The 20,303-nt window shown below is 61.5% G+C and carries 15 protein-coding genes and 2 pseudogenes; 12 read left to right on the top strand and 5 right to left on the bottom strand.

Going from position 1 to position 20,303, the window contains the following annotated elements; translation table 11 throughout:
• Nucleotides 1-5 precede the first annotated feature (5 nt).
• Nucleotides 6-827, bottom strand: a complete 822-nt coding sequence (locus OKW44_RS10465; RefSeq protein ID WP_018424455.1) for a metal ABC transporter ATP-binding protein — start codon at nt 825-827, stop codon at nt 6-8.
• A gap of 5 nt (nt 828-832) precedes the next feature.
• Nucleotides 833-1,846: a metal ABC transporter solute-binding protein, Zn/Mn family gene (locus OKW44_RS10460; RefSeq protein WP_204357181.1), complete on the bottom strand. Its 1,014-nt coding sequence runs from the start codon at nt 1,844-1,846 to the stop codon at nt 833-835.
• 228 nt (nt 1,847-2,074) lie between these two features.
• Between OKW44_RS10460 and OKW44_RS10455 the strand changes: the two genes are divergently transcribed.
• The 5 genes and pseudogenes from OKW44_RS10455 to OKW44_RS10435 form a co-directional block, all read left to right on the top strand.
• Nucleotides 2,075-3,082, top strand: a complete 1,008-nt coding sequence (locus OKW44_RS10455) for a CobW family GTP-binding protein (RefSeq protein WP_018424457.1) — start codon at nt 2,075-2,077, stop codon at nt 3,080-3,082.
• 105 nt (nt 3,083-3,187) lie between these two features.
• Nucleotides 3,188-4,378: a zinc metallochaperone GTPase ZigA gene (zigA, locus tag OKW44_RS10450; protein ID WP_018424458.1), complete on the top strand. Its 1,191-nt coding sequence runs from the start codon at nt 3,188-3,190 to the stop codon at nt 4,376-4,378.
• Between the two features lie 113 nt (nt 4,379-4,491).
• Nucleotides 4,492-4,830: a hypothetical protein gene (locus OKW44_RS10445; protein WP_018424459.1), complete on the top strand. Its 339-nt coding sequence runs from the start codon at nt 4,492-4,494 to the stop codon at nt 4,828-4,830.
• A gap of 940 nt (nt 4,831-5,770) precedes the next feature.
• Nucleotides 5,771-7,918: a molybdopterin-containing oxidoreductase family protein gene (locus OKW44_RS10440; protein WP_018424461.1), complete on the top strand. Its 2,148-nt coding sequence runs from the start codon at nt 5,771-5,773 to the stop codon at nt 7,916-7,918.
• A gap of 140 nt (nt 7,919-8,058) precedes the next feature.
• Nucleotides 8,059-8,304 (top strand): annotated as a pseudogene (locus tag OKW44_RS10435) (LysR family transcriptional regulator); the annotation flags it as partial.
• Nucleotides 8,305-8,510: 206 nt separating this feature from the next.
• On the opposite strand, the gene OKW44_RS10430 reads toward OKW44_RS10435, so the two are convergent.
• Nucleotides 8,511-9,203 (bottom strand): TetR/AcrR family transcriptional regulator, encoded by a 693-nt coding sequence (locus tag OKW44_RS10430; protein ID WP_018424463.1) that lies wholly within the window; start codon nt 9,201-9,203, stop codon nt 8,511-8,513.
• Nucleotides 9,204-9,612: 409 nt separating this feature from the next.
• Here OKW44_RS10430 and OKW44_RS10425 point away from each other — a divergent pair, with 409 nt between their 5' ends.
• The 5 genes from OKW44_RS10425 to hydA all read left to right on the top strand — a co-directional run bounded on the left by OKW44_RS10425 (nt 9,613) and on the right by hydA (nt 16,777).
• On the top strand, nt 9,613-10,890 hold the full coding sequence (locus OKW44_RS10425) for a Zn-dependent hydrolase (protein WP_018424464.1): 1,278 nt from the start codon (nt 9,613-9,615) through the stop codon (nt 10,888-10,890).
• Nucleotides 10,891-11,005: 115 nt separating this feature from the next.
• Entirely contained in the window at nt 11,006-12,355 is a 1,350-nt protein-coding gene (locus tag OKW44_RS10420) for an NAD(P)-dependent oxidoreductase (RefSeq protein ID WP_018424465.1), read from the top strand.
• 70 nt (nt 12,356-12,425) lie between these two features.
• A complete protein-coding gene (gene preA, locus OKW44_RS10415; protein WP_018424466.1) occupies nt 12,426-13,736 on the top strand; it encodes an NAD-dependent dihydropyrimidine dehydrogenase subunit PreA in 1,311 nt (436 codons plus the stop codon).
• 48 nt (nt 13,737-13,784) lie between these two features.
• Nucleotides 13,785-15,296 carry an NCS1 family nucleobase:cation symporter-1 gene (locus OKW44_RS10410; RefSeq protein WP_018424467.1) on the top strand — a complete coding sequence of 504 codons (1,512 nt, stop codon included), beginning with the start codon at nt 13,785-13,787 and terminating at the stop codon, nt 15,294-15,296.
• Between the two features lie 29 nt (nt 15,297-15,325).
• Nucleotides 15,326-16,777 (top strand): dihydropyrimidinase, encoded by a 1,452-nt coding sequence (gene hydA / locus OKW44_RS10405; RefSeq protein WP_018424468.1) that lies wholly within the window; start codon nt 15,326-15,328, stop codon nt 16,775-16,777.
• Nucleotides 16,778-16,892: 115 nt separating this feature from the next.
• On the opposite strand, the gene OKW44_RS10400 is transcribed toward hydA, so the two are convergent.
• Entirely contained in the window at nt 16,893-17,552 is a 660-nt protein-coding gene (locus OKW44_RS10400; protein ID WP_018424469.1) for a TetR/AcrR family transcriptional regulator, read from the bottom strand.
• A 537-nt stretch (nt 17,553-18,089) separates the two neighbouring features.
• On the opposite strand from OKW44_RS10400, the gene OKW44_RS10395 reads away from it, so the two are divergent.
• Both OKW44_RS10395 and OKW44_RS10390 read left to right on the top strand, forming a co-directional pair.
• The gene (locus OKW44_RS10395; RefSeq protein WP_084754480.1) at nt 18,090-18,329 is read left to right on the top strand and encodes a hypothetical protein; all 240 of its coding nucleotides are present in this window, start codon (nt 18,090-18,092) and stop codon (nt 18,327-18,329) included.
• An 850-nt stretch (nt 18,330-19,179) separates the two neighbouring features.
• The gene (locus tag OKW44_RS10390) at nt 19,180-19,629 is read left to right on the top strand and encodes a hypothetical protein (protein ID WP_018424472.1); all 450 of its coding nucleotides are present in this window, start codon (nt 19,180-19,182) and stop codon (nt 19,627-19,629) included.
• Between the two features lie 372 nt (nt 19,630-20,001).
• Here the strand turns inward: OKW44_RS10390 and OKW44_RS10385 are convergent.
• Nucleotides 20,002-20,082, bottom strand: a pseudogene (locus tag OKW44_RS10385) (IS6 family transposase); the annotation flags it as partial.
• Between the last annotated feature and the right edge of the window lie 221 nt (nt 20,083-20,303).

The raw sequence follows: 20,303 nt of genomic DNA, 5'->3' as shown, positions 1-20,303 counted from the left end.
TTGAATCAGGGAACCTGCGCAATGTGGGCGGGGTCTCGCCGAACGGCGGCAAGCATTTCGGCCTCGGTGCCGGCGGCAATCACCAGCACGCGGCCGTGCACGCGGACGACATCGATGTGATAGCCGTACAGTCTGCTCAGGACCTCGGTACGCACCACTTCGTCCGTCGCCCCGCTCGCTGCGTGGCCATTGGCGAGGTAGACGATCCGGTCCATCACCGGCAACAAGGGATTCATGTCATGCGCCGAAAGCAGGACCGCAAGGCCGTGCTCGACGTTCAGGCGGCGCAACAGCGCGACAATTTCGGCGACGCTGCGCATGTCGAGGTTGGCCAGAGGTTCGTCCAGCAACAGCAGCCGGGGACGGCGAACCAGAGCGTGTGCGATCAGTACCCGCTGCTGCTGGCCTCCGGATAGTTCCCCGATGCGCTGGTCGGCGAAAGGCTCTGCATCCACGGCTTTGAGCATCCCGTCGACCGCCTCGCGGCGCTTGTTCGACGGTAACGGCAAGCCGAGCCTGTGGCCCTCGAGGCCGAGCGACACCAGATCCCGCGCACGCATCGGGAGGTAGGGGTCGAGCGCGATCTTCTGTGGGACGTAACCCACCGAGGTCAGGCTGCGCGCACCATTGATCCTGATGCTACCTGCACTCGCTACCTGGAAGCCGAGGATCGTACGCAGCAGCGTGGTCTTGCCCGAACCGTTCGAGCCGATAAGGCCGCAGAACTCTCCCGCTTCCAGACTGAAACTCACCTCATGTAGCACGCTGTGCCCCGGGAAAGAGACGCTCACCCGGTCGACCGCAAGGACCTCGTTGCCATGGCACATGCGGCTCACTGCGCAGCCTGCAAGGTTTCGGTGGACACCTTGGAAGTCACAGCCTTTTCCAGGGCATTGACTTCCGCCAGCATCCACGACTGGTAAGTAAAGCCGGGGGTTGGCATGGTCTCGTAGACGCCGACCACCGGAATACCATTTTTCCTGGCCAGATTGAGGAACGACTGGGTGAGCGCATCCGTGACCTGCTGGTTGTAGACGAACACCTTGACCTTGCGGTCCGTGTACAGGCTGTTCTGTTTCGTCACGTCCTGCGGAGAGGGATCGGTGCCGTTCATGATCGCCGCCTGCAGGCTGAAGGGTGTGGCGATATCGGTGCCGACCGCTTCGAGCATGTAGTTGGCGACCGGCTCCGTCACCGCGACAGGCGTTTTCGCATAGTGCGCCTTGAACGATGCAATTGCAGCCAGCCAGGGCTTGAGTGATGCGTCGAACTTCTTCACGTTGGCTTGAAAGTAGGTTGCCTGCGCGGGGTTCAATGCGGAAAGGTCCGCCGCCACTGCCTTCGCAACCGCCGGCATGGTTTTCGGGTCGTACCAGAGGTGCGGGTTCGGCGTGCTGTCGGGCAGGCCGAGCAGGTGTTGGGCGTCGATGACCTTGCGTTTGCTATTGGGCGCGGCTGCGATGATCTTGTCGGCCCAGGCGTCGTATCCCACGCCGTTCTTGACGATCAGATCGGCGGAAGCAATCTGTGCTGCCACCTTCGGGTTGACCTCGAAGGCGTGTGGATCCGTATTGGGATCCGTTTCGATCGCGCTCACCTGAACGTACTTGCCGCCGATCTGGGCGATGACGTCGGCGTACTCGTTTTCCACACCGATGGCGTTGATTACGCCAGCCGCCGCTGATGCCGCCATGGCGCTTTCCTGATGCGCGGCAAGCAGTACCAATGCAGCCAAAAGGCTACCGATGGGCTTTCGTGCGGCGCGCCAAACAAACCGGTTTGGCTGTCCTGAACTCCAGGATAAGCGGTGCTGAACGGAGTTGTGAAGCGTGGCGGCGATTTTCATTGGCGTTTCTGGTCACGAAAAATAGAATTCCGATAGGATTAGATACGTTATAACATAACAAATGTGGTGTCCAACGTTTCCACCGGACAGACGGGCCGTCCCGGACCGTGGCATCAGCGAAGCGGGCTGTCACCGCATTGGGGCATCACGAACGTAACCATTTGCTCAGCGCCCAGGCACCTCGGTGGGCGAACATGCTTGAGCGCGTGCCGCTCACAGGAGAATGCAATGCAAGATGCAACCGGCTTCCAGCGTATCCCGACAACCATCCTGACCGGCTTCCTCGGTGCCGGAAAAACGACCTTGCTCAACCGCATCCTGACCGAGCATCACGGCGGACGCGTTGCGGTCATCGAAAACGAGTTCGGCGAAGCGGGCATCGACAACGAATTGCTGGTGCAGGACGGTAACGAGCAGATTGTCGAAATGAACAACGGCTGTATCTGTTGTACGGTGCGTGGCGACCTGGTGCGTATTCTTTCGACGCTCGCCGCGCGACGGGAGTCAGGAGAACTCGCGTTCGAGCGGGTCATCATCGAGACAACGGGACTTGCCGATCCGGCGCCCGTCGCGCAAACGTTCTTTGTTGACGATGTCGTGCAGGAGAAATACCTGCTCGACGCCATCGTGACGGTGGTCGACGCGCGGCACGGCGGCGAGCAGCTCGACGAACATCACGAGGCGCAGGAGCAGGTCGGATTCGCGGACCGTATCCTCGTATCCAAGGTGGACCTCGTTGACGAAGAGCAGGCGCAGCAACTGATGCGCCGGTTGCGGCAGATGAACCCGCGCGCGACGATCAGGCCAGCACATTTTGGCGAGACGGACCTGAAGCAACTGCTCGACATCCGCAGCTTCAGTCTGGATGCCATCGTCGACATCGAGCCCGATTTCCTTGAAGACGTTTCGCACGAGCATGACGACGATGTGACGTCCTTCGTCTACCGCACTACTGCGCCTCTGGATCGGGACAAGCTCGAGGCGTTCTTCAGCGCCACGGTTGCGATCCATGGTGCCGCGATGCTGCGCTACAAGGGCGTGCTGAACCTGGCCGGTGTCGACCGCCGCGCAGTGTTCCAGGGCGTACACATGATTTTTGGCGCGGATATCGGTAAGTCCTGGGGCGCGAATGAAACGCGCGAAACCCGGATTGTTTTCATCGGTAAACAGTTGCCACATGATCTTTTCAAGGCGGGCCTCGACAACTGTATGGTTGGCGAAGTCCTGCAGAACTGACACGAAGGATCGCAAGCCTGCTTGCCGCGCACACGCCTCGGCCAGCAGGCTGGCCATGTCGATTCGTGCGATCTTCTTCACCACGTTTGAGGCTCCACTTTTTCCATGCACAAGCTCCCCGTCACCGTACTGTCCGGCTTTCTCGGCGCGGGCAAGACCACGCTCCTGAACCACGTCCTGAATAACCGCGAAGGCAAGCGGGTGGCCGTAATCGTGAACGATATGTCGGAAGTCAACATCGACGCTCAACTGATTCGCGACGGCGGCAGCCAGCTCTCGCACATCGACGAAAAGCTCGTCGAAATGAGCAACGGTTGCATTTGCTGCACATTGCGCGAGGACCTGCTGATCGAGATCCAGCGGCTCGCGCGGGAGAAGCGCTTCGACTATCTGCTGATCGAATCCACGGGCATATCCGAGCCCTTGCCGGTGGCGGAAACCTTCACGTTCCGCGACGAACAAGGTCACAGCCTCTCGGATATCGCTCGCCTGGACACGATGGTGACGGTCGTCGACGCCTATAACTTTGTGCGCGACTACGGTTCCCACGACTTCCTGGCGGATCGCGGCGAAACGATGGGCGGGGAAGACCGCCGCACCGTGGTCGATCTGCTGACCGAGCAAATCGAGTTCTGCGACGTGATCGTGCTGAACAAGACGGACCTTGTGAGCGCAAGCGATTTGGAGTTGGTCAAAGGCGTGCTGCGGGTGCTGAACGCCCGCGCGAACATCGTCGAAAGCCGCTTTGGCCAGGTGCCGATCCGGCAGGTTCTCGATACCGGCCTGTTCGACTTCGAAGCCGCTGCGCAAGCGCCTGGGTGGCTCAAGGAGATGCGCGGCGAACACATTCCCGAAAGCGAACAATATGGCATCACCAGCTTCGTCTACCGCGCGCGCCGTCCGTTTCATCCGCAGCGTTTCTTCGACTGGATTCAGTGCGAATGGCCGGGCGTCGTGCGCTCGAAGGGGTACTTCTGGCTAGCCTCGCGCAACCATGCGGTCGGCGAATGGTCGCAAGCCGGCGCGATCTCGCGTCACGGACGCGCCGGGACCTGGTGGGCGGCCGTGCCCACGCACGCCTGGCCGCAGGAGCCCGAAGCACAGGCGATGATCCGAAGCCGCTGGCACGAGCGTTTCGGGGATCGTCAACAGGAGCTGGTCCTGATCGGCACCGGAATGGACGAGGCAGCCTTGCGTGCGTCCTTTGATGCCTGCCTGCTAAGCGAGGACGAACTGGCCCGTGATGAAGTCGCGTGGCACAAATTTACCGACCCGTTCCCTGAGTGGACGCAATAAGGTGTGTCCACCCAGGCAGTAACCTGGCACCAGGCATACTCAATCGCATTGAGATCCTTCGCCTGCCTGGTGCGGGGCACTCAGGCGAGTTCAACCGGGCCGTGGTCGTCGCAATGATCGCCGTGCGGATGGTGCAGGTGGCCGTTGACCAGGTAGTCGACGTGATCGCCATGCGGTACCGCATCGTGGCCGCATCCCGGCCCGTGGACATGTCCCGGCTCATGACCGCCGCAGTTGGAAGTACATTGATCCGGATTTTTTGCGCTCACCTCCACCCGGTGTTCGTCCACGTGATCGCCATGGGGATGGTGCAGGTGACCATCATGCAGATAGTCAATGTGATCGCCATGCCTTATCGCAGTGTGTCCGCAGTTCGGACCGTGCTGATGGTCATGATGGGCATGATGCGGTTCGTTGCAGGTGCTCATAGCGATGCTCCTCGACTCACGTGATAGTGAACGCATGACGTGGGCTTCGCGGCGTGCCAGCAACCGGCAACGGTTAATCCGGCCAGATGTTAAGCGATCCTCCTCACGCACGGTGAAGCCAACGCCCCTTAGTTTCCCTCTAAATGATGCCATACCCCCAATAAAGTAAACGCGTCCGTGCTTTAATTAACTGGCGCGGCGGGTTCGATAGTCGGAAAACATCGGGCTTGCCTTGCAGGTCAGCGGCAAAACGCGTCATTCCTCCTTCGGTGGCTCATCAAATTCAAGACGGCGGATGCTCCACACACGTGTTCAGCCATGTCGCTGATGACACGCTTTACGTGCTCGTCAGCTGCTACATAGAAAATCTGTTTCCGCCGATCGGCGCGCAGCAGCCGGGTTGCTCGCAAAAACCGCAGGTGATGAAAGAGTCACGTCGCCAATAGATGACGCACCGCCGCATGCACGGAAATACTGCGGTTGCCCGTCTCTTGCTAGGGCTAGGGATATCGACTTCGACCGATGGTTCTCGACTCATTAACGGTGGCCGGCACCGATGTCACGAATCGCTTTGCCACAAAGCTTTGCCCAGTTCGACCGACGTCGAATGGCTGGGTCCCAGGCTCGAACGTGTACGAAGGGTCGAATTGAGCGATTAGCTATCCGCAACCGAGCGATTGCGGCTGCACCTTCAAGGTGGGGCCGTCGCGAGGCCTGATGTCCGTGCCGGGGCGCGGCGTGCCGGACTTGTGGCCAGCCGCGCTCGCAACAGGTCGTCGGGCTATTTGCCAAAATGTGAACGTCGTTTATGATAGCGAATGGACGGCCGCAGTCAGGCGGCGATCTAACGCTAGTCGTATGCGGGTGCTCTGTCATCTCGCAGATATCCGGCTCGGCTTTGACCTTTACGCCGAAAGTTGTTGGTAGTTATGAGGCGTGGGCCACACTACAGGAGGAGCTCGCCGTGCCACGCGAAGCCGTCACCGCCTGCCGCATCTGCGCCGGCAACTGTTCACTGCGCTTGACCCTGGACGACGCCGGACGCGTCGTTGCTGCGCGCGGCGACCGCGACAATCCGCTCACGCGCGGCTACGCCTGCATCAAGGGCGCGTATCTGCATGAGGCGCATAACAGCGCCGAGCGGCTCCTGCACCCGCTCAAACGGCAGCCCGATGGCAGTTTCGTGCAGATGCCGCTTGACGCGATGCTGGCCGAGATCGCGGCGCAACTCCAGGCACTGATCGAGGGCCACGGCGCCGATGCGGTCGCAGCCTTTCGCGGCACCATGAACTACTCTAACCTCGCCGCCAATCATATGTTGCCCGCCTTCCTCGCGGCGCTGGGTTCGAATTCGTTTTTCTCTACAATGACCATCGACCAGTCGGCCAAATGGGTGGCATTTGAGCGACTGGGCGGCTGGGCTGCCGGCAAAGATCCGTACGCGCTCGCCGACGCGCTATTGTTTGTCGGCACCAATCCGCTGGTGTCGCTATCCACGTTCAACTTTGCATTGCAGAATCCGGTCAAGCAACTCCACGAAGCGAAGGAGCGCGGCCTGAAGCTGGTGGTGATCGATCCACGAGAGACAGAGACCGCCCGCCATGCCGATGTCTTCCTGCAGGTGCTGCCGGGCGAGGACCCGACCGTCCTGGCTGGCCTGCTGCGCATCATTCTGTGTCGCGGCTGGCACGATGCTGAATTCTGCGCGCGCTACGTCAAGGACCTGCGACGACTGGCGCGCGCGGTCGAGCCGTTCACGCCCGAATACGTCGCCCAGCGCGCCGGCGTAAGCATTGAAGGGCTCGAAGCCGCCGCTGCGGCCTTCGCGGAACCCGTCCGGGAGGCCGGCGGCCTGCGCCGCAAGCGCGGCTCGGCCGCGTCGGGAACCGGGCCCAACATGGCGCCGCACTCCAATCTGGCCGAGCATCTGGTCGAATGCCTCAACGTTGTTTGTGGCCGCTTCGCTCGCCCCGGCGACCCTGTACCGAATCCCGGCGTGGTCGCCCCACGCTACCAGCGCCGCGCCGGAGTGATTCCGCCACGCCGTTCCTGGGAATCCGGCTGGAAGAGCCGTGTCGGCGGCTATGGCATGCTGTTCGGCCAGAAGATGAGCGGTACGCTGGCCCAGGAAATCACTACGCCTGGCGCCGGCCAGATCCGCGCGCTGTTGGTCGACGGCGGCAATCCAGTCGATGCCGTGCCCGACCAGCGCCGCATCGCCGATGCGCTGCGCCAACTGCAACTGCTGGTATGCATCGAGCCATTCATGACTAACACTGCGCGGCTCGCGCACTATGTGATTCCACCGAAGCTGATGTTCGAGCGCGCCGACCTGCATTCGCGGGACTACGAGTCCTACATCATGTTTCAGCCTTACGCACAATACTCGGCCGCCGTGGCGACGCCGCCGGAGGAATCCGAAGTCGTGGACGACTGGTTCGTATTCTGGGATCTGGCGCGGCGCTTGGGCAAGACCATCATATTCGACGACGTTCCGCTCGATATGCGCGCAGCTCCGACCACCGACGAGCTGCTTGCGATCCTGGTTCGCCACGGTTCGATCTCATTCGACGAACTGAAGCTGTACCCACAAGGGAAAATCTACGAGATCGAACCGATGATCGTGCAGCCTGGCGAGCCAGCAAATACCGCGCGATTCGACGTGATGCCCGACGATGTCGAGCGCGAACTGGCGGGCGTACTGAACGAACCGGGGGCGCCGCCGCGGTTCACGCATCGCCTGGCGGTGCGGCGCGTGCGCGACGTGCAGAACACCATGTACCACCACCTGCCCGCGATCCGCCGGCGCATGCCGTTCAATCCGGCCTTCGTGCATCCCGATGACCTGGCTGCTCAAGGACTGACCGAAGGCCAGTGCGTGGCCATTGTTTCGCCGCACGGCCGCATTCGAGCTATCGTCAAAGCGGACCCGGCACTGCGCCGAGGCGTCGTATCCATTCCGCACGGCTGGGGACCGATGCCCGACGAGGAGCCCGAAACCTACGCCGGCGCCAATCCGAACCAGTTGCTCAGCACTACGGTTGGCCTTGATCCGATCAACGCCATGCCGGTAATGAGCGCGGTGCCTGTACGCATCGAAGCTGTAGACTGAATCGCAAGAGAGAACCCCCGGTTCGAATCGAATGGTTTATTTTCGAGCACGACGATGCAGCTACCCGGCCGTCCTGCCTTGCCCGAAATCTGGCGAGCGAACCAAAGACACGACGCCACCACAACGTCCAGCAGCTCTGCGTGACGCTCGCGCATCCGATCGTCGCGCGCGACTACGCGGGGCCGGATATCGCGATTCGTCCGTTCGTGCCGGCCACGCGCTTTCAGACTTATTTGCCGTTCCCGCCGCATAGACCGCGCGAGCGGCTTGCGTCGGCGTTCGTCGACGTCTTGCGCGGCTTACACGACGAACTGCTCGCCGAGGTACTGCCGCCGGCGCGCAATGCGGCGCCTCGCGGGCGGTTGAAGCAGCGGGCAAGGGCTTGAGACGATTACCCCAATATCGCGCGTATTAGATCAGTTCGACCACGCGGGCTTCGGCCACCGTTGCGCAGAGGTTTCCCGATATGCAGTTGACCGAATATCAGCAGTCGAAAAGGCCGGTAGCCCGGCAGGCGACGGAACCTGATTGTCGAGCGCCGGTGGACGATTCGGATGAGCGGGCGGGGGCGTACAGCAGGCCCAACGGCTTGCTAGTTCTTCGAAGATGCAGACCGCGCTCCGCACGCGCGAATCACGAGTTGCACGACGTGTTCGGTGGTTGCATGGAAGGCCTTTTGCGATAGTGCCCGCTTGCCGCTGAGCGCGCGTATCTGCGCATCGAAATCCGCGTAGTGCTGCGTCGTGGCCCAGATCATATACATCAGCGTTTGCGCATCCACGTTCGCGAGGAGGCCGCGCGCAACCCAGTCGTCGATGACGGTCACGCGCGTGTCGAGCCACGGCTTCACGCGTTGCGTGAGGATGTCCTGCATGTGTTCGGCGCCGTGAATGATTTCGTTTGCCCATACCTTCGATCCGAGCGGCCGCCGTCGGGACAACTCCATTTTCGCGCGCACATAGCCGCCGATCGCTTCGACAGGGTCGTCGCTCCCTTCGAACGTGTTTGCCGCGCGATGCCAGTCTTCGAACAGGTCTTCGAGCACGCGACGATAGAGCGCGAGCTTCGTCGGGAAGTAGTAATGGACGTTGGCTTTCGGTAAGCCCGCGCGTTCGGCGATCATCGCCGTGCTCGCGCCATCGAAGCCGCGCTCCGCAAACACGGCCTCCGCGCACGCCAGAAGGTGCGCTTCGTTGCTCTCGCGAATCTGGGCCTTGCGTCGCCGCAAAGGCGGCGCTGAATCGTCGTTATCCGTTTCGCTCAACATTGTGTCGTCGTGTTTCATCGTGGGCCTCGGTGCCGCGTCGCGCTTTATTCTAGCCGCTTGCGTCTGCGTCGACATAGCCGTTCGTGCCGCCTTGTCATGCGAGCAAAAAGACATGCTGCATCACAATGGCATGCTTCTCGCTCTCATCGGGAACTGTGTCGGCTCGCACAAAAGACGTTGATTTGATGATTTTAATCGGCTACAACCTGTCCAACCGGACAGGATTCGCAGCAGGCTTCATGGTCAGGGTTTACCAAGACTGTGATCCGACGTTGCAGGCATTTGCGCAACGCACGCCGCGGGTGCATCGATGCCCCAAAGCGAATCCCGATCGTGTAGCCGATGCACCAGTTTCACTTCGTCGCGAGGCAATGCAAGGCGTCTCGCGGTTGAACTGCAAGCGTGTTGATCGAGAGGAGCAAGACGAATGAATGCGGTATCCGAAGGGTTGAAACAGGGACTCGATACGTCGATCGCGGTCAACGGCAAACGGCTGTGGGATAGCCTTATGACGATGGCAAAGATCGGCGCGACGAAGAAGGGCGGCGTCTGCCGTCTCGCGCTCACCGATCTCGACAAGGAAGGGCGTGACCTCATCGTCAGTTGGGCGAAGGAGGCACGCTGCACGGTGAGCGTCGATCAGATCGGCAATGTGTTCATGCGGCGCGCGGGCTCGAACCCGAATGCGCTGCCTGTGCTGACGGGCTCGCATGCGGACTCGCAACCGACGGGCGGCCGCTTCGACGGCATCTACGGCGTGCTCGGCGGGCTCGAAGTGATTCGCAGCCTCAACGACCGCAACATCGAAACCGAGCATCCGATCGAAGTCGTGATCTGGACCAACGAAGAAGGTTCGCGCTTTGCGCCCGCGATGGTGGCATCGGGCGTGTTCGCCGGTGTCTTTACGCTCGACTATGGGCTCTCGCGCAAGGACGTCGACGGCAAGACGATCGGCGAAGAGCTGGAGCGTATCGGCTATGCGGGCGACGTGCCGTGCGGTGGCCATCCGCTGCACGCGGCGTTCGAATTGCATATCGAGCAGGGTCCGATACTCGAAGCCGAGCACAAGACGATTGGGGTCGTCACCGATGCGCAAGGTCAGCGCTGGTACGAAATCACGCTGACGGGCCAGGAAGCGCATGCGGGCCCGACGCCGATGCCGCGCCGCAAGGACGCATTGCTGGGCGCGGCGCGTGTCGTCGATCTTGTGAACCGTATCGGCCTGGAGCACGCGCCGCTTGCATGCGCGACGGTCGGCATGATGCAGGTCCACCCGAACTCGCGCAACGTGATTCCGGGCCGCGTGTTCTTCACGGTCGATTTCCGTCATCCGGACGATGCCGTGCTCGCGAAGATGGATGCCGCGTTGCGCGAGGGGGTTTCGAAGATTGCGGGCGGCATCGGCCTCGAAACGCAGCTCGATCAGATCTTCTACTACGAGCCCGTCAAGTTCGACGCGGCATGTGTGAAGTCCGTGCGCGTCGCCGCCGAACGCTTCGGTTATTCACATCGCGACATGGTGTCGGGCGCGGGCCACGACGCGTGCTATCTCGCGCAAGTCGCGCCGACATCGATGGTGTTCGTGCCCTGTGTCGATGGGATCAGTCACAACGAAGTCGAAGACGCGACGCCCGAATGGATCGAGGCGGGCGCGAACGTATTGCTGCACGCGATGCTGGGGCGCGCTTGCGAGAGCGACTCTTAGGCGCGCGATGATGCTGTAGCGTTGCAACGCTTCACCCTTGAAACACGCCGTCCCGGCTTCGTTCGCGCAAAGCCGGCAGGCACCGCTACGTCCTCGTTTTGATGAAGGAACGTGTATGGCCATCAAGCAAACCGGCGACATCGCGTCGCACCGTCTGTCGTCCGAACAGCTTTCGTGCGAGTTCGACGATATTGCGCCGCTGCTCGACCCGACGGCCGCCGCGGCGGCTGCGAGCCGCTGTCACTACTGCTACGACGCGCCATGTGTGCAGGCCTGTCCGACGCAGATCGACATTCCAGGCTTCATCCGCAAGATCGGCAATGGAAACCTGAAGGGCGCCGCCACCGATATTCTTTCCGCGAATCCATTGGGCGGCATGTGCTCGCGTGTGTGCCCGACGGAGATCCTTTGCGAAGGCGCCTGCGTGCGCAATCATCAGGACGCGCAGCCCGTGGCGATCGGCGCGTTGCAACGGCATGCGACGGACTGGGCGATGGGGCGCGAGGCTGTGCAGTTCGCACGCTCAACGGATAGCGGGCGTCACGTGGCCGTCGTCGGCGCGGGGCCGGCGGGGCTTGCGTGCGCGCATCGTCTGGCGGTGGCGGGTCATCGCGTGACGATCTACGACGCCCGCGATAAAGGCGGCGGCCTCAACGAATACGGAATCGCGGCATACAAGACCGTCGACGACTTCGCGCAACGGGAAGTGCAATGGCTATTGTCAGTAGGCGGAATCGAGTTGAATACTGGCGTCGCACTCGGCCGCGATATCACGCTCGATACGTTGAGGCAGCAACACGATGCAGTGTTTCTCGCGGTCGGACTCGCTGGTGCGCGCGTCCTGGAACTCGAAGGCGAGTCGCTGGACGGCGTCATGAACGCCATCGATTTCATCGCGCAGGTGCGTCAGGCGAGAGACGTGTCGACCGTGCCCGTGGGACGCCGCGTGATTGTGATCGGCGGCGGCAATACGGCTGTCGATGCAGCCGTGCAAAGCCGCAAGCTCGGCGCCACGAGCGTGACCATGGTGTACCGGCGCGGCGTCGAATCGATGAGCGCGACATGGGCTGAGCGCGAGTTCGCGCAGAAGCAAGGCGTGACGCTCGTCACGCATGCGAAGCCGGTGCGATTGATCGGCAGCGATGGATCCGTGACAGGCGTCGAATTCGAACGCGCTGCAAATGGCCGCGGCACGGAGCGCTTCACAGTGGAGGCCGACATGGTGCTCAAAGCAATCGGTCAGACGCTGGTATCGATCGGACTCGATCACGAACTGTTGACGTTCGATCAAAGCCGCATTGCAGTCGATGCGGACATGCGTACGTCGTTGGACAAAGTTTGGGCAGGCGGCGATTGCGCGGCATCGGGCGGCCTTGATCTGACGGTGCAGGCCGTTCAGGACGGCAAGCTCGCGGCGGCATCGATCGATGCGGTTTTCGCGCTCGCCTCCGTGAAGGCGGCCTGAAAGCGCGAGATCGAAAGCAAACGCCAACGCAAGCAACGCCACTCGAAAACCGAACTCCACGGAGCCGAACATGGCCGATCTACGCTGCACGATTGCCGGCATCACATCGCCCAACCCCTTCTGGCTCGCTTCCGCGCCCCCGACCGACAAAGCCTATAACGTGAACCGTGCATTCGAAGCGGGCTGGGGCGGTGTCGTGTGGAAGACGCTCGGACTCGATCCCCATGTGGTGAACGTCAGTTCGCGTTACGGCGCGGTGCAATGGAACGGCCAGCGCATCGCGGGTCTTAACAACATCGAACTGATCACCGACCGTCCGCTCGATGTCAATCTGCGCGAAATCAGGCAGGTCAAGCGCGACTGGCCCGAGCGCGCGTTGATCGTCTCGCTGATGGTGCCTTGCAATGAGCGCGACTGGAAATGGATTCTGCCGCTCGTCGAGGATACCGGCGCCGACGCTGTCGAACTGAACTTCGGTTGTCCTCATGGAATGAGCGAGCGCGGCATGGGTTCGGCTGTCGGCCAGGTTCCCGAGTATGTCGAGATGGTCACCCGCTGGGTGAAGGAAGGCACGAAGCTGCCGTGTCTGGTGAAGCTCACGCCGAACATCAGCGACATCCGCATCGGCTCGCGTGCCGCCTACAAGGGCGGCGCGGACGGTGTGTCGCTGATCAATACGATCAACTCGATCGTCGCGGTCGACCTCGACCAGATGGCGCCGATCCCGACCGTCGACGGAAAGGGCACGCACGGCGGCTATTGCGGCCCCGCCGTCAAGCCGATTGCGCTGAACATGGTCGCTGAAATCGCACGCGATCCGCAAACGCCGAATCTCCCGATATCGGGCATAGGCGGCATTTCGTCGTGGCGCGATGCGGCCGAGTTCATGGTGCTGGGCGCCGGTAGTGTGCAGGTGTGCACGGCAGCGATGCACTACGGCTTTCGCATCGTGTCCGATCTCGCGGACGGTCTGTCGAACTGGATGGACGAAAAAGGCTACGCGACGCTCGACGATATTCGCGGCCGCGCAGTGCCGAACGTCACCGAGTGGGAGTATCTGAACCTCAAGTACGACATCAAGGCGCGCATCGATCAGGACAAGTGCATCCAGTGCGGCCTCTGTCATATCGCCTGCGAGGACACGTCGCACCAGGCGATCACGCGCGAGAAAGAGGGCAAGCGCCATTTCGAAGTGATCGATGCGGACTGCGTCGGGTGCAATCTTTGCATGCATGTGTGTCCGGTCGAGCAATGCATCACGATGGAGCGTGTCGATAGCGGCGAGTACGCGAACTGGACCACGCATCCGAACAATCCGGTGCATGTCGTCGCAGACGCACCAAAAACGGCTGATGCACAGCAAGCGGCCACGGCAGCCTGAAAAGCGGCAGCACCCACAGTCAACGAACGACCAAGTGGAGATCCATCGATGAATCAGACAGCGCAATCCACCGGCGCGTCCGATGCGACCGGCGCGCACGGCGGCAGTCTTTATAACGACGACCTCGCGCCCACGGGCCCGGCGCAACGCACATGGAGGTGGTATCACTTCGCCGCGCTGTGGGTTGGCATGGTGATGAACATCGCGTCGTACATGCTCGCGGCAGGCTTGACGGAGGCGGGCATGTCGCCGTGGCAGGCGGTGTTGACCGTGTTGCTCGGCAATTTGATCGTGCTGGCGCCGATGCTTCTGATCGGACACGCGGGCGCCAGGCACGGCATTCCGTACGCGGTGCTCGTGCGCTCGTCGTTCGGCACGCAGGGCGCGAAGCTGCCCGCGATGCTGCGCGCGATCGTCGCGTGCGGCTGGTATGGCATCCAGACGTGGCTCGGCGGCAGCGCGATCTATACGCTGCTCAACATCCTCACGGGTAATGCGCTGCATGGCGCGGCGCTGCCGTTCCTCGATATCTCGGTCGGACAGCTCGCGTGCTTCCTCGCGTTCTGGGCGTTGCAGATCTACTTCATCGTGCATGGCACCGATTCGATTCGCCGGCTCGAAAGCTGGTCCGCGCCGATCAAGGTCGTGATGTGCATTGCGCTGGTCTGGTGGGCGACGTCGAAAGCGGGCGGCTTCGGCTCGATGCTGTCAGCGCCCTCGCAGTTTGTACCGGGCGGCAAGAAGGAAGGGCTTTTCTGGATGACGTTCTGGCCAAGCCTGACCGCGATGGTCGGCTTCTGGGCGACGCTCGCGCTGAATATCCCTGATTTCACGCGCTTTGCGAAGACGCAGCGCGATCAGATGGTCGGCCAGACGATCGGATTGCCCGTACCGATGGCGCTGCTTTCGGTGATCTCGGTCGTCGTTACGTCGGCCACCGTCGTGATCTATGGCAAGGCGATCTGGGACCCGATCGATCTGGCGAGCCGTATGACGGGTATCGGCGTCGGCGTCGCGCTCATCATCCTCACGCTCGACACGATGTGCTGCAATCTCGCCGCGAATCTCGTCGGCCCTGCATACGACTTTTCGAGTCTGTGGCCGAAGGGCATTTCGTATCGCACGGGCGGCTTCATGACGGCGAGCATTGCGATCGTGATGATGCCGTGGAAGATTCTCGCGACCACTCAGGGCTACATCTTCACCTGGCTCGTCGGCTATTCGGCGCTGCTTGGTCCTGTCGCCGGCATCCTGATGGTCGACTACTTCTTCATTCGCGGCACGCGGCTCGACCCGCGCGAACTGTTCGACGAGAACGGCGAATACAGCTATTCGGGCGGCTGGAACATGGCTGCCGTCGTCGCGCTAGTGATCGGCGTGCTGCCTAATTTGCCGGGCTTTTTGCACACGGCGTTCCCCGCATCGTTTCCGAACGTGCCAGGGTTTCTCAATACGCTCTACACGTATGCATGGTTCGTGGGACTGGCGCTTGCATCGATCGTCTACGGCACATGGATGAAGCTGCGCCGCAGTCAGGGCGCGAGCATGGCGAACGCGTGAACTTCCTGATCTGAAGGAGGAGGCAACAGATGACAACCCTGATTCGCGGCGGCACGGTGATCGATTCCGACCGCACGCACAGAGCCGATGTGTTGATCGCGGACCCGCAGGACGGCGGCACGATCCTGCAGATCGATCGCACGATCGAGCCGCCCGAGGGCGCGCAGGTCGTCGATGCGCACGACCAGTACGTCATGCCAGGCGGCATCGATCCGCACACGCACATGGAGCTGCCGTTCATGGGCACAACGGCTAGCGACGACTTCTATTCGGGCACGGCCGCGGGCCTGTCGGGTGGCACGACGAGCATTATCGACTTTGTGATCCCGAGCCCGAAGCAGCCGCTGATGGATGCGTTCAGGCAATGGCGTGGCTGGGCGGAAAAGGCATCGTCGGATTACGGCTTTCATGTGGCCGTGACGTGGTGGGACGACTCGGTCTATCGCGACATGGGCACGCTCGTGCACGAACATGGCGTGTCGAGCTTCAAGCACTTCATGGCCTACAAGAACGCGATCATGGCCGATGACGAAGTACTCGTGAACAGCTTCTCGCGATCGCTCGAACTCGGGGCGCTGCCAACGGTGCATGCGGAGAATGGCGAGCTCGTGTTCCAGTTGCAAAAGCAGCTATTGGCGAAGGGTTTCAAGGGGCCGGAAGCGCATCCGCTGTCGCGTCCGCCCGAAGTGGAAGGCGAGGCGGCCAATCGCGCGATTCGCATTGCGCAGGTGCTCGGCGTGCCCGTGTACATCGTGCACGTTTCGGCAAAAGAAGCCGTCGAAGCGATTTCGCGCGCGCGCAATGAAGGGCAGCGCGTGTTCGGCGAGGTGCTGCCGGGGCATCTGGTGATCGATGAATCTGTGTATCGCGACCCTGACTGGACGCGCGCTGCCGCGCATGTGATGAGCCCGCCGTTTCGCACGAGCGAGCATCGCGAGGCGCTGTGGCGCGGCCTGCAATCAGGTCAGTTGCATACGACAGCCACCGACCACTGCGTGTTCTGCGCATCGCAAAAGGCGATGGGACGCGAGGACTTCACGAAGATCCCGAACGGCTGCGGCGGCGTCGAAGACCGGATGTCGGTGCTATGGCACGAGGGGGTGAATCGCGGACGCATCACGCCGAATGAGTTTGTGCGCATCACGTCGACGAATGCCGCGCAGATCTTCAATCTGTATCCGCGCAAAGGGGCCGTGCAGGTGGGCGCGGACGCGGATCTCGTCGTTTGGGATCCGGCTGCGACGAAGACGATCTCGGTGAAAACGCATCATCAGAAGGTCGACTTCAACGTCTTCGAAGGGATGAAGGTGCAGGGCGTCGCGATGCACACGTTCACGCGCGGTGCGCATGCGTGGGCGGACGGTGATCTGCGCGCGCAGCGTGGCGCAGGGCAATACCTGAAGCGGCCGCCGAACGCTGCCTACTACGACGCGGTGCGTGTCGCGAACAAGCTGAAGGAGCCGCATCCCGTCGAACGCTGAGGTACTGCGGCTTTTGTTCGCGACGCTGCGCTTTCGTTGGTTTCTTGCCTGACCGGCGACGTTCGCCGGTCCGACGACTTGAGCAGGTGTTTCGAACAGTCGAAGTTGAGCGCGCTTATTGAGGCGCTTTACTCAGCGCTTTCCAAACGACTTTTGCGGCGGTCCGAAATGCGTCCAGATCAGGCGCGTTATCTCCGGCTCGACGGATAAAAACGACCAGGCCTTGCAAGTGCGAGACGAGCAAAGCACCTCGGAGCGCGCATTCCCCAGACGTCAGCGCCGGGTTTATTTTCGCAACAAGACCCGCAAAGATTTCCTGGAATTCTCCCGTGATTTCCGCCGTCAAATCGCGCGCAAAATCCTCATGCTCGGCCAAACTCCACGATTCGAGGGCGAAGGCGCTCGTGCTGGTGCCAGGCCGCGTTAGTGCAGCAAACGCCTCGTCGATGATCGCATCGAGGCGGGCTTCCGGCGATCGAAGCTTATCTCTGGCGAGCGTTCGATAAAGCTCGAGGTAGCGGTTGGCCATCGCTCTCAACGTGGCTCGCAACAGGTCTTCCCGGGTACCGAAATAGTGCTGCAAGGTGCTCAGGCGAATACCCGCATCGCTCGCCACACGGCGTTGGGTGAACCCTGCGTTACCTTCGGTAGCGAAAACGCTGATTGCGACCTGGAGGATCTCCGGCACGCGCGTTGTTCTGTTGCCTCGCCGCTTGGGCTCGGCTGGCGCGCTCGAGCCTAGCATTTCCGCCGATGTGATCGTCATTTCTTTCATCTGCGCCCAACTCCTCAGTGACGGGTTATCTCCGCAGGACAGTTCGTTCCGGCCGCCGAAATGGCGCGCCAGACTCGGCTCGCGCCTGGCTCAAGAGGTGATTCCTCAGTCAGTGTCTCCGTGCCGCCGGGCGGCCGAAGCAGCCATCCCTTTTTGTCATCCGACCTATGTATGGTAGGTCAAGAAACCAATTAAACACAGTTAACATACTCCCAATCACGGGCTTAACGATCAATTGCTTGGGTCTGACCCATCGAGCGGTCGCTAAATCCTCGTACTTATTGGTATTTCTCCCCTCCTTACCGGTCTTGATTATGGGTCTATCGACCACTAGTATTTGGTCATAAGACCTATTTCAGCGGGTCTGTTGCTGAATGCGTCGAGGCAAGTTCGCGACCTGATCTATCAGCACGAAGCGCGCGCCGGCGACGAATCCGCGGCCGACTTGCACACCGAGTTCCCCGAGGACGGGGCGGCGTGACGGCGCACGGCAAGGGGCGCGGCCGATCAACGGCCATGGGGTTGAAGGAGCAGCAGATGAACACCGATCAGAAGTCCTTGCGATGGTTGATTGACAAATGGCTGGCGCCCACGCCGGCTATGCCGGTCCGCCTGACGCGATACGGTCGTGCAAACTCGAGCCAGAGACGCTGCGTGCGTGTGGAGTCATTGCGAACGAGCGGCTCGCTGGCCATTTTCTTCTTCCGGCACGATGACGGATCGTGGCGCGTGTTCCCGCCCGCGTCCAGACGGCCAGTGATGCATGCCTACCCATGAACTGGATAGACAGACCTGGCACGTCGGCACGGGAAATCTGGCCCGCCTGGTCGACCGTGTGGTAACGCGACCGTGCTCGCATTTTTAGTACAAGCCGCGGTTTTGCGTTACCGATGTCTGGAATCGCCCGGCCTTTAATGCTGCCTGGTGCTCGCCATACTGTGCGGATGGCGCGCGCCAAGGAGATCCTGCCTCGGAGGGGACTGCGATGAAACGGCGTGCGGGAGGTGTTGGAGTAGTGGGCGCGCGGTGGGCGTTGTGAGGGTCCTGGCTGTCGCATGGCGAGCTTGGGACCTGTCCAACGAGCAGGTATTCAACGCGCACTGCGCTTATCACACATGGAACTGCATGTTTATCGTCCCGTTCCGGGCTGGGCACTTCCCTATGTTCCCAGGAGCTCATCGAGACGGTCTTGCTGGATGCCAGGAGGTCCGCGATGCGCGCTTGCCGGCTTGCTGCGTGAGCGACGTGTCGATAGTCGGGCGATCTGAGGAGAACGCAATGAACATCCTGGAACTGGCGGGGAATGCCGGAATGCTGGTCGTACTTGATGGCAGGATCGGTTGCACCGACTACCGAAGCGTCCATGGAACCCTGGATGCGTTTCAGCGTTTTGTTCATGCGTTGGAGTCGGCATTGGCGAATGGTGAGGAACCCGATTGGTCTCGGTGTCCGCGAGGAGGCCCGTGCGCCGAGTCTTCGTCATCTTGAAGACATGGTGCCGGAGTGCCACCGGGGAGGCCCTCACGCTGACCTGGAATGCGCTTATGAGCGCTGGCCATGAAACCGCAGCGGGTGCAGTACATGCTGGTCCCGGACCGTGAGCAAGCTCGATTGAGTGGAGTGACTGATGAAGGTTTCCGCAATCTACATCTGGGTAACGGGGCTTACTGCAATCGCCGCGGGGCTCCCTTCGGGCTCGTCCTACGCCCACGCGCTCGATTCGCAACTCGACTGTAGATCGAACGCACACGCGTTCATCGCCCCGCTGCTAAAGAGCCAGTATATCGATCCGAATCCGATGCGCGTCGAAGCAAACTCGGTCAACGCCTTTCGACCGGCGCACGGCAGCAAGTTGACGGCATTTGGCTTTCCCGTCTACGCCGTCCTCGGGTATGAACACGACGATGCACTGTTCAAACGCGGAGATGGCCGGCCCGTCACGGACTCAGCCTATGGCGTGGTAGTAATCGGCCCCACCGAGTCAGTAGAAGCGCACGCGCGCCAGACCGGCAGCGGCGCTGTCATTCATCAAGTTGTCCCCCTCTTGCTAACGGCCATTTTCTGCAGCGGACCGTGACGCGCTCAGCGGTGCCGTCATGCATGCAGTGGTTGGCGTTGTTACATGAGTGTTTGCGTCGCAGTCGCGCGATCAACGGGTCTTTCGGCGTTGTCAACTTGACGTGGACCGTGTGAGTTCTGCCGGTAACCTATGGCATCCTCATTAACGTTCACGGTTGGCGGCTTCGACAGTTGTCCGCCGCTGCCAGGCGGTGAGTCGCGCCTCAAGTTCGTTGCGATGGCACGATGCTTCTGACGGATCGGTCCGAACGCAACGCCTGCGTGCGCTGCGGGATGCGGAATCCTTTCATGCGTGTGAAACAGGGATTTTGCTTTGTTCATCCAGACATTTTTCCCGAGCGCCTTCTCAACCTGACAGCGACGTCTCGGCAGCACCACTCTTGTCGATAGTTACGGCTTCGGGCGCGCCATTCTGATCGATGGCCTTCTCGAAGTACCGTCGGGCGGCGACTGGCTTCTGGGGAGCGCATGCATGTTCGCTCGGGTTGATCCCGCGGGACAACTGCGAAGAAGTTGTGGACGCGAGAGACCTTGATCCAGACGGGGTTTGCCTGGACCGCGTGCAACTGCATCGGGCCGGTTACGCATGCATAGCATTCCATTCGACCGGACCGCCTATCGCGTCCGGTCAACTGCACGTTGGATCCCGCGAATACGGAGCGCATGAACCAA

The sequence above is a fragment of the Paraburkholderia lebeckiae genome, assembly GCF_050436325.1.
In the GTDB taxonomy this organism is placed as follows: Bacteria; Pseudomonadota; Gammaproteobacteria; order Burkholderiales; family Burkholderiaceae; genus Paraburkholderia; species Paraburkholderia tuberum.
Note: the sequence above shows the minus strand (reverse complement) of the source record. Positions and strands in the feature narration are given on the sequence as shown.

Coding starts and splice junctions, on each gene's coding strand:
- zigA (WP_018424458.1), top strand. CDS start 3,188: ATGCACAAGCTCCCCGTCACCGTACTGTCCGGCTTTCTCGGCGCGGGC.
- OKW44_RS10390 (WP_018424472.1), top strand. CDS start 19,180: ATGAAGGTTTCCGCAATCTACATCTGGGTAACGGGGCTTACTGCAATC.
- preA (WP_018424466.1), top strand. CDS start 12,426: ATGGCCGATCTACGCTGCACGATTGCCGGCATCACATCGCCCAACCCC.
- OKW44_RS10465 (WP_018424455.1), bottom strand. CDS start 827: ATGTGCCATGGCAACGAGGTCCTTGCGGTCGACCGGGTGAGCGTCTCT.
- OKW44_RS10410 (WP_018424467.1), top strand. CDS start 13,785: ATGAATCAGACAGCGCAATCCACCGGCGCGTCCGATGCGACCGGCGCG.
- OKW44_RS10455 (WP_018424457.1), top strand. CDS start 2,075: ATGCAAGATGCAACCGGCTTCCAGCGTATCCCGACAACCATCCTGACC.
- OKW44_RS10460 (WP_204357181.1), bottom strand. CDS start 1,846: ATGAAAATCGCCGCCACGCTTCACAACTCCGTTCAGCACCGCTTATCC.
- OKW44_RS10430 (WP_018424463.1), bottom strand. CDS start 9,203: ATGAAACACGACGACACAATGTTGAGCGAAACGGATAACGACGATTCA.
- OKW44_RS10445 (WP_018424459.1), top strand. CDS start 4,492: ATGATCGCCGTGCGGATGGTGCAGGTGGCCGTTGACCAGGTAGTCGAC.
- OKW44_RS10420 (WP_018424465.1), top strand. CDS start 11,006: ATGGCCATCAAGCAAACCGGCGACATCGCGTCGCACCGTCTGTCGTCC.
- hydA (WP_018424468.1), top strand. CDS start 15,326: ATGACAACCCTGATTCGCGGCGGCACGGTGATCGATTCCGACCGCACG.
- OKW44_RS10395 (WP_084754480.1), top strand. CDS start 18,090: ATGAACACCGATCAGAAGTCCTTGCGATGGTTGATTGACAAATGGCTG.
- OKW44_RS10400 (WP_018424469.1), bottom strand. CDS start 17,552: ATGAAAGAAATGACGATCACATCGGCGGAAATGCTAGGCTCGAGCGCG.
- OKW44_RS10425 (WP_018424464.1), top strand. CDS start 9,613: ATGAATGCGGTATCCGAAGGGTTGAAACAGGGACTCGATACGTCGATC.